Genomic DNA, 14513 nt, shown 5'->3' on the forward strand with positions numbered 1-14513 from the left:
ATGGCAATTAAGACTTCAGATTTAAACGCGAGATTATTTGGTAAAGCGAATAAGCGCCATGTGACGACTCCACAAGAAGCGCAGCAAGCGGCGAAAGAGAAAGCTCAAATCATTGAGTTGTCGGTTGCGGGTGAAGAGAAGGTCGAGTTTGAGTTAGTTCGTATCCCGGCAGAGCAGGTGAGCGAGAAGACCGTTGTTTTCGCAGAAAACGCGCGCGAGCAAGCGTTCTTAAATGAACACGCGCTATCAGATGTACTAGTCACACTTAAAGAACGTGGCCAGCAATATCCTGCTGTTGGACGCAAGCGCGAAGACGGAAAAATCGAAGTGCTCGATGGTAGTCGTCGTCGCATGTCTTGTATCTTAGCTGGGCAAGAGTTCCTTATTTACGTTGGCGAAAACATCAGTACCGAGCATGCTAAGTTCCTGTCTGACGTTGCGAACGCGCACAAGCCACTTTCCTTGTATGAAAAAGGCAAGGAGATGCTCGCTAAACTGGAAAAAGGTGAAGCAGACGATCAGAAAGCACTGGCAAAAATGTTCCAGTGCAGTGAAGCGTTAGTCAGTGGTGCTCTTAAGGCTGCCGATTTGCCGTTAGAATTGCTGCAAGCTTACCCTAACGTTGCCGAACTTGGTCGTCCGACTATCGTGAAACTGCACAAGCAATTTAATGGTTTGGAGCAGAGCCAACAGAATAAGCTGCTAGACAAGTGTCGTTCTAAGGACGGTTTTGTATGGCAGAGAAGTCAGTCTCAAGGTGTGGCTCGTATTACCAAAGAGGTGACTGAAACCATTGAAGCTTGGATTGAAGAGCTTGCGCCAAGTAAGAAATCGGCGGTAAGTAAAACCGATCTAGTAAAAGGTCGTGCAAGTTACAGTCGTAAAGGCAGCAACTTAACGCTCAACTTAAAGAAAGTTGATGACGCGTTGATGAAAGAGATTCTGGATCTTGTTGCAAGCAAACTGAATTGATGACAATGTTTGGTCAAATAAAGCCGCCTCTGGGCGGCTTTTTTTATGTCATAATGTCGGCAGATAAACACGATTGAAACAGTACCTATTGCATGAAAACCATACACGACTACTTTTCTCAGCTTCTCGTTATTGCCACTCAGCGTAATCACCGTTTTGGTGTCGTTGTTCGTGGAGGCGATGAGTGGCAACAGCAATGTCTTGTCGAGGTTGCTAGCCAAGTTGATCCATCGGCTATCTATCAATTGGGTGGCGATGCTTCAGTAGAAGTCAGTCGGTTCGCTAAGTTCAATAAGGGTCAGCAGCTGTTGGGGCAAGAGTGCCAACTGCTGATCTGTGATTTTCGTGCTGGCTTTGATGCCAACAGTTTTACCGCCGCAACAGGCTGTGTTCGAGGCGGCGGTCTGATTGTTATCGTCACCGCCAAAGAAGACAGAGAGCGTCTTGACCAAATGTGGTTGGAGAACGCATTGGATGGACTGATTCAGCTCCATCAAGATCAATCGTTGCCCCAACTCCCTAGCGCTAAGGTCAGTGATTTCGATCCATATCAAGACCAACAACAAGCGATAGAGAAAATTATCAAAGTGGTGGAAGGTCACCGAAAGAGACCATTAGTGATGACCGCTGATCGTGGGCGCGGAAAAAGTAGTGCCCTAGGCATAGCAGCGGCTCAACTGATGCAATCTCGCACTCTACGCATCGTTGTTACCGCGCCAAGTATTGCAACCGTTCAACCTGTTTTTGAGCATGCCAGTCGTTTATTGAATGGCGTCAAGATGGACAACAACCAGCTGTGCTTTCAGCAGTCGATTCTTGAGTTTGTTGCGCCGGATGAGTTATTACGCAACCAAACTGAGCTTGATTGTCTATTGGTTGATGAAGCCTCGGCGATTCCAATTCCTATGCTGCAAAGTATGGTAGAACGATACCATCGAGCCGTCTTTTCAACGACGATTCATGGCTATGAAGGTTGTGGTCGTGGCTTTAGCTTAAAGTTTCAAACTTGGCTTAAACAGCAACGCCCAGGAACGTCCTTTTATCATCTGCAACAGCCTATAAGATGGGCGACTGATGACCCGTTAGAAAAGTGGTTGTTCGATAGTTTTCTTCTCAATAGTGAGTTGATGGATCTTTCCAGTCAAGCTCAAGACCCTATCTTGCAGCGGGTAGACAAGCGTCAACTGATTTCTTCTCCTGAGATTCTTAACAACTGTTTCGCTTTGTTGGTCAACGCTCACTACCAAACTTCACCGAATGACCTGATGTTGTTACTCGCTGACGATGCGATTCACCTTTATACCGCATTCGATGGTGATATCTGCCTTGGATGTATTCTAGCGATTGAAGAGGGTAAGTTGACGAGTGATCTGCTTGAGCAGATTTGTATGGGTAAGCGTCGACCAAAAGGGCATTTGGTTGCGACAACTTTGGCAAACCAGCTTGGCATCACGGAAGCGGCGCAACAATCGAGCTTACGTATCATGCGGATTGCTGTTCATCCTCAAGGTCAAAGAAAAAGGATTGGACAGCAATTGATTCGTCATTTGATACACAATAGCGACTATGACTTTTACTCCACCAGCTTTGGGGCGACGAGTGAATTGGTTCAATTTTGGCATCGCTGCGGTTTTGCGTCAGTTCGGCTGGGCAGCCAACGTGATCAAGCGAGTGGAACGCACTCTCTTGTGATGGTGAAAGGGAACGTCGATTGGCTTAATAGTGCGAGGGCGCAGTTTTTTCATGGCTTCGATTATTCATTGAGTACTCTGTTTGCTCAACTTGAGATTGAACTCGTCCGTAGTTTAATCGCAAATAAAGATGCTTCCGTTGATAAACCTAGCTTCAACCCACTGTTCGAGCGGTATTGCTTAGGCGGGGCAAGTTACGAAAGCGTCGCTCCCCATCTCTATTCTTGGTGGCAAGATACCCCTTCATTGGCAGGCAAAGTCAGCGACTTTTTCATACGCCTCGTGGTGCAACGAAACACTTGGTCATCTTGTATAGCTGAATTTGGTTTTGCTGGCAGGAAGCAGGCAGAGCAAGTTTTTCGTCAGCAGTTAAGTGAGTTACTCACTTAACTCTCTCTACTCGCACTAAATCTACAAAATTTACACTGTAAAAGCGGTTCTGTGTGGAGCCATTTACAGTGTAAACCGCGTTGGTGTTTACACTGTAAATCAAAAACGTTTCAGAGTTTTGCATGTCGTTTTTCAAACGGCAGTGGATAAAATTGTGAAAATTTATCCAACTGTGCAAACTTATGTAATTGATTAATTCTTAAAGATAAAAGTTCTTATATCGTCTCTCTGCATCAAACTCTCACCCAAACTATCTAGTTTTACTTGCTTGCGCATTAATTATTCCTTCCTACACTCATCTTAAGCAACATGGTTAATATCGGCTAGGAATAATAATAAAGTGAAGGTTGAAAACATGGACTGTTTATTACCTGCGTCATTGGACATCTCGACAGTGCTCGATAGCGCCAATGACTATAAGGCTTGGCTTGCTCAAGATACCAATCAACTTCATATCGATGCTTCACAGGTCAATCGCGTTGATGCCGCAGGGTTACAGGCATTGACCGCGTTATTCTTATCCGCTAAATCCCATCAGATCGATATTCGACTAGTAAAACCTACTCCATTACTAATCGAGGGTATTAATACATTAGGACTGCACGATCAGTTTGATATCAATAGTGAAGTTGGAGAACCGCAACATGACTAAAATACTAGCTGTGGATGATTCTGTGTCTATTCGCCAAATGGTCAGTCACACATTACGTGACGCTGGCTATGACGTAGAGACTGCTAACGATGGGCGAGACGCTCTAAGCAAAGTGACTTCAGCGAAATTCGATGTGGTCATTTCGGATGTCAATATGCCAAATATGGGTGGATTTGAGTTGGTTAAAGCGCTACGCGAAAAGCCGCAATACAAGTTTATTCCGATTTTAATGCTGACCACGGAAACCAGCGCCGACAAGAAACAAGAAGGTAAGTCAGCTGGCGCGACAGGTTGGTTAGTAAAACCGTTTAATCCAGACACACTCCTAAAAACATTAAAACGTGTGATTTAAACGACGCTTCTCTCACATAGCAACGTCAATTGGTGAGGTTATTATGGCATTGGACATGGAACAGTTACGCAAGATGTTTTACGAGGAATGTCGTGAAAATCTTGAAGTGCTTGAAGATGTGTTGCTCAATTTGGATCCTACCCATGTAGAAGATGAGTCAATCAACACGATTTTTCGTGCTGCTCACTCAATCAAAGGGGGAGCAGGGACGTTTAATCTGCTCGACATCAGCGAGTTTACGCATAGCGTTGAAGCTTACCTCGATCTCGTTCGCAATCATCAACGTAGTCTCAGTGCCGAAACGATCGACTTGTTACTGAAGAGCGGTGATTGTATCCACAGCATGCTTGAAGGTCATGAACAGGGGAGTGAAGTGAATGACGCTCTCAAGCAAGAAGTAAGTCTCAAGTTAGTTGCCTTATTGGATGAGAACTCAATAGAGCCTCAGTCATCAAATGCTGGGCTAGCCGAAACGCAAAGCTCACCTTCCAACCAAAGCAACCAGCCTTGGCGAATCGTGTTCACCCCACATCAGGAGATGTTCTTTAGTGGTAACGATCCACTAAGGATTCTTCGTGAGCTGACTGAACTGGATGCGTCTTGTGTGATAGAAGTCGACACATCAAAACTTCCTGAGATTGAAGCCTTGGAGTCTGAACTTTGCTATCTCTCTTGGCATGCCACTATCAGCGGATTGGTTGAAGAGGATTTAATCCGAGAGATTTTCGAGTGGGTTGAAGATGAGTGTGACTTAACCGTTGAACGCATTGGTAGCAATGAATCGAGTGATGCTAGTGAAGCGTTGTCTGACCTTGTCCAAACAGCACCTCAAGTTGAGGCCGTCGAAAAGAAAACAGAAACTGAAGCGAAATCGACAAAGGCGGCAAAATCAGATTCCAGCGTGAGTTCTATCCGTGTCGACATAGACAAAGTCGACAGCCTGATTAACTTAGTTGGCGAATTGGTGATTACCCAGTCCATGCTCACTGAAATTGGCAATGACTTTACGATTGAGAAATTAGAGAAGCTCAAAACAGGCCTAGATCAACTGCTGCAAAATAGCAAAGACTTGCAAGAAAACGTACTCAATATTCGTATGTTACCGATGAGTTTTGCATTCAGCCGTTTCCCGCGTTTGGTGCGGGATCTATCGAGTCGTCTTGAGAAACAGGTGGATCTACAAATAAAAGGTGAGCAAACCGAACTCGATAAAACCGTCCTCGAGCGCATTGTCGATCCATTAGTCCACCTTGTTCGAAATGGTATTGATCATGGAATCGAACAACCATCGACGCGACTTGCAAGCGGAAAGCCGGAGGTCGGTGTTATTGAGTTGAATGCTTACCATCAGGGTGGCTCAATAGTGATTGAGATTAAAGATGATGGTGCAGGGCTGAACTGTGACAAGTTATGGGATAAAGCATTAGAAAAAGGTGTATTGGCTGCGGATTCTCGCCGCGACGAATATTCCGATAAACAGCTAATGAATCTGATTTTTGCGCCGGGTTTTTCAACCGCAGAACAAGTGTCCGATATTTCTGGACGAGGAGTCGGAATGGATGTGGTTCGCCGCAACATTGAGGAGCTCGGCGGACATATCGAGGTTGAATCTAAGCTGGGTGAAGGAAGTTGTTTCACGATTAGTTTACCTCTCACATTAGCCATTCTTGATGGCCAGTTAGTGAAAGTGGCGGGAGAGGTGTATGTGATACCTTTGCTGACGATTGTCGAATCAATTCAAATTGATCCTGCCTGTATCAAGATTGCTTCTGGTGGCATTGAACTCTATCGATTACGCGAAGAAAACATTCCTATTTTACGTCTCCAAGATGAGTTGGAGATGGGGGAGAGTGGAGCACTAGAACAACGCATTCTCTGCTTTGTAGAGGCCGCTGGAAATCGAGTGGGTTTGTTGCTTGATGAATTGCATGACCAACAGCAAGTGGTGATCAAGAGCCTTGAATCAAACTACAGCAAGGTAGCTGGGATCTCAGGTGCAACGATTTTAGGAGATGGCTCGGTCTCTTTGATTCTCGATATCCAAGGGTTAATCACGAACTTCCTCAATCGTTCTTCCGAAGTCACTCACAACGGTATTGCGGCGTAAGGAGACGATATGGATGCAGTAATCACAGACATGGACCGTTCCGTTGGAATGAATGATGTCGCGAAAAAAAATATTGCTGAACAAGCGGAAGCGCTACTCGACAGCATGGGTGATGAAGTAAGTGAAAGCGCGGATTTTTTGAGTTTCGAACTGGCGCATGAACTGTATGGCGTTGAAATCAAAGATGTTGAAGAGATCCGTGTTTGGGAAAGACCAACGCCTATCCCCAGAGCTCCCAAGTTTGTTCTTGGTGTGATCAACCTACGTGGAATGATTGTCCCTGTTATCGATTTACGCTCTCGCTTCTCGGTTGGCAAATGTGAATATCTACCAACCACAGTCGTGATTGTACTTCGTTACAGTGACAGTGAAAGAGATCGTTTGATGGGGTTGGTGGTTGATGCCGTGAGCGATGTCGTCAGTCGCGGACACAATGAACTCTATCCGGTAGTCGGTGAGTCAATGGTCACGCCCTACCTACAAGGTTTAATCAATGTTGGCGATCAGGTGATGTCACTGCTCAACACGGAAGAGTTACTCAATATTGAACGCATTCTGAGGGCCGAATCATGATCGCGACGCAAGAGTTTCTTAGTTTTGTACTTGAAGGTGAAGAGTACGGCGTACCGATTTTGGATGTGCGAGAAGTTCGCGGTTGGAACCCCGTCAGAGAGGTGCCAAATTCCCCGGCCTACATGAAAGGTGTGCTTGAGATCCGAGGAGAGTATGTGCCGATTGTTGATTTACGAATGCGCTTTGGTTTAACACCCGCAACAATAGGTGTCACAACGGTTGTGATTGTGCTGAATGATACCCAAAAACACCCACTTGGCATTATTGTCGACGGTGTTTCAGAAGTGTACCCGTTGACTGAAGAACAGATAAAACCATCACCACACGTATCCTCAGATGTTGATCATAGCTATGTCCGTGGCATCGCCTCGGTGAGCAATGGTCATTTAGTACTTATTAATTTAGACGCTTTGTTCGATCCGGCAGAGCTAGCAGTACCCAACCAAGCGGAAGAGAGTTGGGCTTAATGCCAATCTGAATGCGGTTTATTCGTTTTGGTAATACACGTCAGAAGAAGCAACCAGTGAGAGGTAACTCATGGCATTTTGGAATAAACAACCAGGGCCTGCTGCTCAATTTGTAGCACCAACGCAGGACACGCTAACCGACGAGTTCCTGCCTGAAGAAGAGCAAGGAATATCGAAGGAGCAACTACTCTCGGCACTCAATACAGCTCAAACCGCTCTGATGATGATTGATCGCGATTTCAATATCACATATCTCAATCAGAAGTCCATTGATCTGCTCAAGATGCATGAGGCTCTGTTTCAATCGATTTGGCCAAATTTTAAAGCAACCGAAGAGTTCTTATTGGGCTATTGCATAGACTTGTTTCACACCAATCCGAGTCATCAACGACAGATGCTATCCAATCCATCTAACTTACCTTACACCACGACCATCACGGTCAAAGACGTTAAGATCGAACTGAACGTAGGGGCGATCATAGATGCAAGCGGTACGTATGTAGGTAACACATTAGAATGGTCTGACGTAACGGAAGCGCTTAAGCAGAAGAATGATATTGCCCGCTTACAAGCCGCGGTGAATCAGGCGCAAACCGCGATGGTCATGATCGACAGAGACCTGTTAATCACTTACGCCAACCAAGAAACCATTAATCTGTTTAGCAAGCATGAAGCAACCATGCGTTCAGTATGGGCAGGGTTTACGGCCAGTGAAGAGTGGTTAATGGGGCGTTGTATTGACGAGTTCCATCGCAATCCGGCTCACCAAAGACAACTGCTGGCTGACCCGAATAACTTGCCGTACAGCACTGACATTAGCATCAAAGATTTAAAGATTGAGTTAAATGTTGCTGCGATTAATGACGCTCAGGGCAACTATATTGGCAATACGCTTGAGTGGCGTGATGTGACTGAAGCGCGAGCAAAAGAAGAGGAGATTGGTCGATTGGCCTCTGCGGTTGCTGGCATGACAACCAATATTATGATGGCCAACAAAGAGGGCATCATTACCTATCTCAATCCTGCATTACACAATTTACTGCGCAGCCGAGAAAGTGATCTTCAGAAAGTTCTACCGGGATTTGATGCCAGTAATCTGGTTGGAAAGAGCATCGACATCTTCCATAAGAATCCAGGCCACCAGCGCAACATCATTACCAATCCTGATCGCCTCCCTTTCTCCTCCAATATTGCGGTCGGCGGATTGGAATTTAACCTCACCTGTATTGCGATGCGAGATGGGCAGGGCAACTACATAGGGCCAGCTTTGCAATGGGTTGACATCACTGAACAGCAAGATGGTCAGCGTCAGGTCGAATCCTTGATTCAAAAAGCCATTGCCGGTGACTTGAGTGAACGTATTGATACCAGCGTTTATAACGGCTTTATGAAAGAGTTGGGCGATGGCATCAACAACTTACTCGATACCATGGTTGTTCCGTTAGGCCAGTGTATTGATGTCATGAGTCAGGTGGCGGAAGGTAATCTCAACACCACTATGCCCGAAGATAACACGGGTGAGTTTGCTCGTCTGTCCAATGCCGTGAACACCTCCATTCTTAACCTACGCAATATGGTTGACAAAATTACTCAGTCATCGGCTCGTGTTGCGACTGCCTCTACGGAGATTGCAGAAGGCAACAATGACTTGAGTCAGCGCGTCGAAGCTCAAGCCTCAAACTTAGAAGAGACAGCGGCGAGTATGGAGCAAATGACCGCAACAGTGCGCCAAAATGCGGATAACGCCAAAGGAGCCAACGAGCTATCGGATGATGCGGCTAAAAAAGCCAGTAAAGGGGGTGAAGTGGTTGGTCAGGCGGTGTCTGCAATGGCCGAGATCAATACCGCGAGTAAGAAAATTGCCGACATCATTGGCGTGATAGATGAGATTGCTTTCCAAACGAACTTATTGGCACTCAATGCCGCCGTGGAAGCCGCTCGTGCTGGTGAACAGGGTCGTGGTTTTGCTGTTGTTGCTGGTGAAGTCCGTAATCTCGCACAGCGCAGTGCGGCGGCGGCGAAAGAGATCAAAGGCCTAATCAAAGACAGTGTTGAAAAAGTCGACGAAGGTTCACGTCTGGTTGATGAATCGGGAGAAACGCTCAATGAAATTGTAGAAGCCGTAGAGAAGGTGACAGAGCTGATTGCACAGATTGCCTCTTCAAGTCAGGAGCAGTCTACGGGTATTGATGAAATCAATCGAGCGATAGCAACAATGGATGAGATGACACAGCAGAATGCGTCATTGGTTGAAGAAACCTCCGCGGCGAGTCAATCACTCAAAGACGAAGGCAAGCAACTGCTGCATCTGATGAACTTCTTTGCGACGGACAACAATGTGACCACCTTTGAATCTAAGTCGTTGGACAAAGTGAGAGACAACAATGTTCGCGAAATTAGAACACCAAAGGTTGCCAATTCTAGCTTCAAGCTTGAAGAGGATGGGGACGAATGGGAAGAGTTCTAGCTCAGGCTGAAAACTCGGTGGCTGATAAGAGTGAGTTTGAACTGACGGATAAAGACTTCAAGTTTATTCAATGGTTCATGCATAAAAACGTCGGCATCTTCTTTTCAGATCGGAAGAGAACCATGGTTTATGGCCGGATTAGTCGCCAGCTACGGCGACTAGGCCTACGTCGTTTTCGCGATTACCGACCCATGATTGAGCAGGACCCGTCGGAGCAAGCTAACTTCATTAATTGTCTGACAACCAATAAAACGCAGTTCTTTCGCGAGTATCACCACTTTGAGTTTCTTGAAAAGGTACTTGTTAAAGAGTGGCGAGAACAAGGACTGAGCAAACTCAGAATTTGGTCCGCAGGTTGTTCAACCGGAGAGGAGCCGTACAGCTTTGTGGCTTCTCTCCATTGGGCACAGGCGTTCGACCAGTTTGAAGATATCAGACTGACTGCGACGGATTTGGATACCAAAGTATTGCAACATGCGCAGCGTGGAATCTATAGCGATGACGCGATTAAAACGATACCGAGTAAGTATCTTAAACCGAGTTTTGTCCGTGGTACTGGGGTACAGCAGGGCAACATTAAGTGTCGCATTGGATTGCAAAAATACATTCAGTTTCGTCAGTTGAACTTACTGGAGAATTGGGATTTTTCAGAGCCCTTTGATCTGATCTCATGTCGGAATGTGATGATCTATTTCGACAGACAGACCCAAGCGAAATTGATCAAACGTTTTTATCAACAACTCAAACCAAATGGCGTGCTCTTTATTGGTCATTCAGAGAGTGTCCCTGCGAACCTTGATCTGTTTCACCATGTTGGGCACACCATTTACGTAAAAAAATAGGCAATAACAATGATCAGTTCGAGGCTAGTAACACCAAAGTATGAAAACAGTCACTTCAATCGCTTTTACCATCCAACCCAAGAAAAGCACATAGTGAAGTTGTTACCAGGAGGGATATATAGCACAAAAGCGCAAGACGAGTTGATCGCGACAGGGCTAGGGTCGTGTGTCGCGGCTTGTATGTGGGATGCCAATGAAGGGATTGGTGGAATGAATCACTTTTTGTTGCCATTTGACAGCAAGTCTCAGCTCAAATCATGGAATCCAGCGGAGGTCATCTCTACTGCTTCTCGTTATGGGAGCTATGCGATGGAAATGTTGCTTAATGCCATGCTCGCTAGAGGCGCTAAGCGATCTTCCTTGCAGGTGAAGGTCTTCGGAGGGGCGCAAATGTTAGGGCGCAACTCGATGATAGGGGAAAAGAACGTCGCATTTATTCTTAATTACATTCAACAAGAAGGAATGAATGTGACAGCACAAGATCTAGGAGGTCTTGAACCTCGGAAAGTCATTTTTGACCCGATAAGTGGTAGGGCGTGGTTAAAGAGAATTCCGTTTACAGAAGTGCACCTCCTACAGCACCAAGAAGAAAAATATGCCAGTCAGTTGGATAGGGAAAGTCATCGCCCACATGACGATGACGTGGAGCTGTTTTAATGAGAAAAATTAAAGTACTTATTGTTGATGATTCGCCAGTCTTCAGAGCTTTGCTACAACAACTGATCAACTCAGATCCTGATTTAGAAGTGGTTGCCATGGCAGAAGACCCCTTTCAAGCACGAGAGTTGATCAAGCAACATAATCCCGATGTGCTGACACTCGACATCGAAATGCCAAAAATGAATGGTGTCCAGTTCTTAAAAAACTTGATGCGTCTAAGACCGATGCCTGTGGTGATGATTTCCACTCTTACTCAGCATGGGGCAGGGCCTACACTGGCGGCATTAGAGCTTGGCGCGGTAGATTATTTCCCTAAACCAGCGGTAGAAAGTACGGCTGATATGGTGAACTATAAAGCGTTGGTTAACGAAAAAATCAAGATGGCGGCGGGAGCGAATGTTGCAACGTCGTCAGCACACAATTCGGCCGTTAAGCTCGCGACCCCTAAGCATAATCACAAAGTAGAAGTGATTGCAATCGGCGCATCAACCGGTGGAACTGAAGCGGTAAAACAAGTGCTATCTACGTTGCCGTCTGGGTTACCCCCGATCATCATTACCCAACATATCAGTGCTATGTTCTCCTCTTCTTTTGCTGAACGTCTCAATGAACATAGTGATATTGAGGTTAAGGAGCTCACCGCTAATCGAGCCCCATTGACCAATGGCTGCGCCTATCTTGCTCCGGGTGACAAACATATCGTTGTTGTTCGACGTGGTACTCACCTCTACTGTCAGCTCGATGATCGTCCCGCCGTCAACCGACACAAGCCTTCCGTTGATGTCATGTTTGATGCGGTGGCAGAAACGGTAGGCAAAAAAGCCATAGGTGTGATCTTGACGGGGATGGGACAAGATGGAGCCAGAGGCATGCTTAGGATGAAAGAGCAGGGGGCGAAAACCATCGCTCAGGACCAAGCCTCTTCCGTCGTTTGGGGAATGCCTCGTGTCGCGGTAGAAATGGATGCAGCAATGTCAGTGGTTGACCTCAACAGCGTTGCTGAGCAGATATGCCACTACTTATCTAGCGATTCATAGTTTGGGCTTACAACATCAAGGAAGAACGATGAAAACAAAAATAAGCAAAATTAAAACCCGCTACTTCATTGCTGTTGGCTTACAAGTATTGCTCTTGTCGATTGCTGTGAGTATGTCCTCCTCTATCGCCCATGTTGCTTTGATGGTGTTGGCTGCGGCAATCCCATGGCTGGTCATGCCAAAGCAAATGAATAACAGTGAATCGAGTGCTCAAGCGGTGGCAACGCCAAGCCAAGTGAATACCACACCTAAGGAAGTCTATCCGTTACTTACGGTGCTTTCTCAGCAACTAAAAGAGCCTTTAGATCATCAGAGAAGTGTGGTGGATGAGTCAGTGGAGACTCTCAACGAAAGCTACTTTGAACTACAAAAACTTGCGGAGGGGCAAAATCAGATCACCGCTGAATTGGTCGACAATCTGCTTGGCAGCCGTGATAGCGATAGCGACATTAGTCAGGTACTGCCTAAAACTGAGGCAATCATTCGTCAGTTTGTCGATACTCTTGTGGATGTCTCAGAGAAAAGTATCTCGGCGGTACATAGTATTCATGATATGTCGGATAAATTGGATGCCGTATTCCGCTTGCTGGAGCAAGTGAGAGGCCTGTCTGAGCAGACAAATTTGTTGGCGTTAAACGCAGCAATAGAAGCAGCTCGGGCTGGTGACGCTGGACGCGGATTCGCTGTTGTGGCTCAGGAGGTACGCAACTTATCGGTGAAAGCAGAAGAATTAAATACCCAGATTGAAGCTGAGATCAGTGTGGCTCAAAAAACGGTTAAAGAGGCGAACAAAACCGTTGGTGAAATGGCCTCTATTGATATGACCGAGGCCATTGAGTCGAAGGAAAAAGTCGATGACATGCTGCGAGGCGTACAGCAGGTAAATATATCTGTAGAGCAAGAGGTGCAGAAAATCCGTTCCAGTGGCGAGTTGTTGCACGCCCAAGTTGATAACGGAATTCGTGCTTTACAGTTTGCCGATATCATTGTCCAGCAAGGTGATTACGCCAAGCAAACCGTGGGCTATCTACAGCAGTTTGCTGAGCTCTGCCAACAGTGGACAACCAATGGTATCGATTTCAATGAATTCACATTGGCGTTAGTCGAATTACAGGAGCAAGTTGACAATCGTGGTGCTCCAGCGGCTTCTCAAGAAAGCATTGATGAAGGGGAGGTTGAACTGTTCTGAACTCTTGAGTTGTCTAACTATTTCACAAGGAGATCAACATGTCAGTTGAAGCACAGGTAGACGCTGCGGCGAAACATATAACAATACTGATTGAGGGCGCTTTTGGGTTCAATTTGGTGCAGGACTTTAGGCGCTGTTATAACGACCGACAAGAGTTTCGTTTTACGATAGATCTAAGAAAAGTTGATTACATCGATAGTGCTGGATTAGGCATGTTGCTCAATATGCATAATTATTTAGGCCAAGACGATGGCATGATTAAAATAACCAACACGCTGCCACAAGTTAGAAAGATTTTGACCATTTCTCGATTCGACAAGAAGTTTGTCATCGAATGAAAAGCTGAGGAGGTCGTATGCATGTAATGATTGTTGATGATCATGCTACGAACAGAGAGCTATGCCGCTTTATGCTTAGCGATCTCTCTGACGTTGTAAGCACATTTGAAAATGGCGAAGGCGTGGTTCAGGCGATGTTGGAAATGGATGACTTGCCTGATGTCATCTTGCTTGACGTGATGATGCCTGTCAAAGATGGCATCACGACTGCACGCGAGATTCGGCAGGCTTTTCCTGATGTCCATATACCGATCATTTTCCTCACAGTATTAGACGATCATGCATCTTTTGAACGTTGCCTGAAATATGGCGATGATTTTATTCTCAAGCCCGTCGAACGGAGTGTTTTGCTGGCAAAAGTTCAAGCGCACTATCGCATTGTTAAGATGCATAATGAAGTAATGGAACAGCGCGATGAACTCAGCCAGTTCCATGAACAGGTGCGATATGATTACGCGATCGCTGAGTCCATTTTCTCTAATCTGATGATAGAGATGAGTTCTCAGGTAAAAAGTATCTTTGGCATTAATTACCTCTCAACCCCATCTACCGTATTTAACGGTGACTTAATCGTTGTGGCAAATCGTCCTCATGGGGGTGTTTATGTCATGATCGCTGATGCGACTGGCCATGGCTTACCTGCCGCAATCTCTGCCATACCGGCTACACGTGCATTCTTTTCCATGGCATCAAAGGGGCTAATTATATGGTCCGCCTCACTCTCAAGCCCTACGCTTAGAGTAGGCTATCAGAACGAGGTGAACCATATGTCTACT

The 14513-nt window shown here is 46.0% G+C and carries 14 protein-coding genes; all 14 read left to right on the top strand.

All coding sequences use genetic code 11. The features are described 5' to 3' along the window. Window positions 1–972, top strand: coding sequence for a ParB/RepB/Spo0J family partition protein (locus ACQEXR_RS16670; protein ID WP_427020767.1), 972 nt, complete (start codon window positions 1–3; stop codon window positions 970–972). Window positions 973–1064: 92 nt separating this feature from the next. Next, complete coding sequence (locus tag ACQEXR_RS16675) at window positions 1065–3053, top strand: tRNA(Met) cytidine acetyltransferase TmcA (RefSeq protein WP_427020768.1); 1989 nt, start codon at window positions 1065–1067, stop codon at window positions 3051–3053. Between the two features lie 355 nt (window positions 3054–3408). Then, entirely contained in the window at window positions 3409–3705 is a 297-nt protein-coding gene (locus ACQEXR_RS16680) for an STAS domain-containing protein (protein WP_427020769.1), read from the top strand. Continuing rightward, a complete protein-coding gene (locus tag ACQEXR_RS16685) occupies window positions 3698–4057 on the top strand; it encodes a response regulator (RefSeq protein ID WP_138973058.1) in 360 nt (119 codons plus the stop codon). Before ACQEXR_RS16680 ends, ACQEXR_RS16685 begins: the two co-directional genes overlap by 8 nt. 43 nt (window positions 4058–4100) lie before the next feature. Then, the gene (locus ACQEXR_RS16690; RefSeq protein WP_427020770.1) at window positions 4101–6164 is read left to right on the top strand and encodes a chemotaxis protein CheA; all 2064 of its coding nucleotides are present in this window, start codon (window positions 4101–4103) and stop codon (window positions 6162–6164) included. Between the two features lie 105 nt (window positions 6165–6269). Next, on the top strand, window positions 6270–6737 hold the full coding sequence (locus tag ACQEXR_RS16695; RefSeq protein ID WP_427020777.1) for a chemotaxis protein CheW: 468 nt from the start codon (window positions 6270–6272) through the stop codon (window positions 6735–6737). Further along, complete coding sequence (locus ACQEXR_RS16700) at window positions 6734–7204, top strand: chemotaxis protein CheW (RefSeq protein WP_138973055.1); 471 nt, start codon at window positions 6734–6736, stop codon at window positions 7202–7204. Before ACQEXR_RS16695 ends, ACQEXR_RS16700 begins: the two co-directional genes overlap by 4 nt. A gap of 70 nt (window positions 7205–7274) precedes the next feature. Beyond that, on the top strand, window positions 7275–9671 hold the full coding sequence (gene aer2, locus ACQEXR_RS16705) for an aerotaxis transducer Aer2 (RefSeq protein WP_427020771.1): 2397 nt from the start codon (window positions 7275–7277) through the stop codon (window positions 9669–9671). Then, window positions 9656–10513 carry a CheR family methyltransferase gene (locus ACQEXR_RS16710; protein ID WP_427020772.1) on the top strand — a complete coding sequence of 286 codons (858 nt, stop codon included), beginning with the start codon at window positions 9656–9658 and terminating at the stop codon, window positions 10511–10513. The genes aer2 and ACQEXR_RS16710 overlap by 16 nt, the downstream gene beginning before the upstream one ends. A 9-nt stretch (window positions 10514–10522) precedes the next feature. Further along, window positions 10523–11170 carry a chemotaxis protein CheD gene (locus tag ACQEXR_RS16715; RefSeq protein WP_427020773.1) on the top strand — a complete coding sequence of 216 codons (648 nt, stop codon included), beginning with the start codon at window positions 10523–10525 and terminating at the stop codon, window positions 11168–11170. Continuing rightward, on the top strand, window positions 11170–12210 hold the full coding sequence (locus tag ACQEXR_RS16720; RefSeq protein ID WP_427020774.1) for a protein-glutamate methylesterase/protein-glutamine glutaminase: 1041 nt from the start codon (window positions 11170–11172) through the stop codon (window positions 12208–12210). The genes ACQEXR_RS16715 and ACQEXR_RS16720 overlap by 1 nt, the downstream gene beginning before the upstream one ends. A 28-nt stretch (window positions 12211–12238) precedes the next feature. Beyond that, window positions 12239–13399, top strand: coding sequence for a methyl-accepting chemotaxis protein (locus ACQEXR_RS16725; RefSeq protein WP_426952834.1), 1161 nt, complete (start codon window positions 12239–12241; stop codon window positions 13397–13399). 38 nt (window positions 13400–13437) lie between these two features. Next, the gene (locus ACQEXR_RS16730) at window positions 13438–13737 is read left to right on the top strand and encodes an STAS domain-containing protein (protein WP_138973049.1); all 300 of its coding nucleotides are present in this window, start codon (window positions 13438–13440) and stop codon (window positions 13735–13737) included. A gap of 17 nt (window positions 13738–13754) precedes the next feature. Beyond that, window positions 13755–14513 (top strand): response regulator (locus ACQEXR_RS16735; protein ID WP_427020775.1); only part of this gene is annotated, 759 nt, incomplete at its 3' end.

Source organism: Vibrio sp. TRT 2004 (assembly GCF_050113735.1).
In the GTDB taxonomy this organism is placed as follows: Bacteria; Pseudomonadota; Gammaproteobacteria; order Enterobacterales; family Vibrionaceae; genus Vibrio.

Excerpts from the sequence above, each read along its gene's own strand:
- ACQEXR_RS16690 (WP_427020770.1), top strand. The coding sequence starts at position 4,101 with ATGGCATTGGACATGGAACAGTTACGCAAGATGTTTTACGAGGAATGT.
- ACQEXR_RS16730 (WP_138973049.1), top strand. The coding sequence starts at position 13,438 with ATGTCAGTTGAAGCACAGGTAGACGCTGCGGCGAAACATATAACAATA.
- ACQEXR_RS16725 (WP_426952834.1), top strand. The coding sequence starts at position 12,239 with ATGAAAACAAAAATAAGCAAAATTAAAACCCGCTACTTCATTGCTGTT.
- ACQEXR_RS16675 (WP_427020768.1), top strand. The coding sequence starts at position 1,065 with ATGAAAACCATACACGACTACTTTTCTCAGCTTCTCGTTATTGCCACT.
- aer2 (WP_427020771.1), top strand. The coding sequence starts at position 7,275 with ATGGCATTTTGGAATAAACAACCAGGGCCTGCTGCTCAATTTGTAGCA.
- ACQEXR_RS16680 (WP_427020769.1), top strand. The coding sequence starts at position 3,409 with ATGGACTGTTTATTACCTGCGTCATTGGACATCTCGACAGTGCTCGAT.
- ACQEXR_RS16700 (WP_138973055.1), top strand. The coding sequence starts at position 6,734 with ATGATCGCGACGCAAGAGTTTCTTAGTTTTGTACTTGAAGGTGAAGAG.
- ACQEXR_RS16685 (WP_138973058.1), top strand. The coding sequence starts at position 3,698 with ATGACTAAAATACTAGCTGTGGATGATTCTGTGTCTATTCGCCAAATG.
- ACQEXR_RS16715 (WP_427020773.1), top strand. The coding sequence starts at position 10,523 with ATGATCAGTTCGAGGCTAGTAACACCAAAGTATGAAAACAGTCACTTC.
- ACQEXR_RS16720 (WP_427020774.1), top strand. The coding sequence starts at position 11,170 with ATGAGAAAAATTAAAGTACTTATTGTTGATGATTCGCCAGTCTTCAGA.
- ACQEXR_RS16710 (WP_427020772.1), top strand. The coding sequence starts at position 9,656 with ATGGGAAGAGTTCTAGCTCAGGCTGAAAACTCGGTGGCTGATAAGAGT.
- ACQEXR_RS16695 (WP_427020777.1), top strand. The coding sequence starts at position 6,270 with ATGGGTGATGAAGTAAGTGAAAGCGCGGATTTTTTGAGTTTCGAACTG.
- ACQEXR_RS16670 (WP_427020767.1), top strand. The coding sequence starts at position 1 with ATGGCAATTAAGACTTCAGATTTAAACGCGAGATTATTTGGTAAAGCG.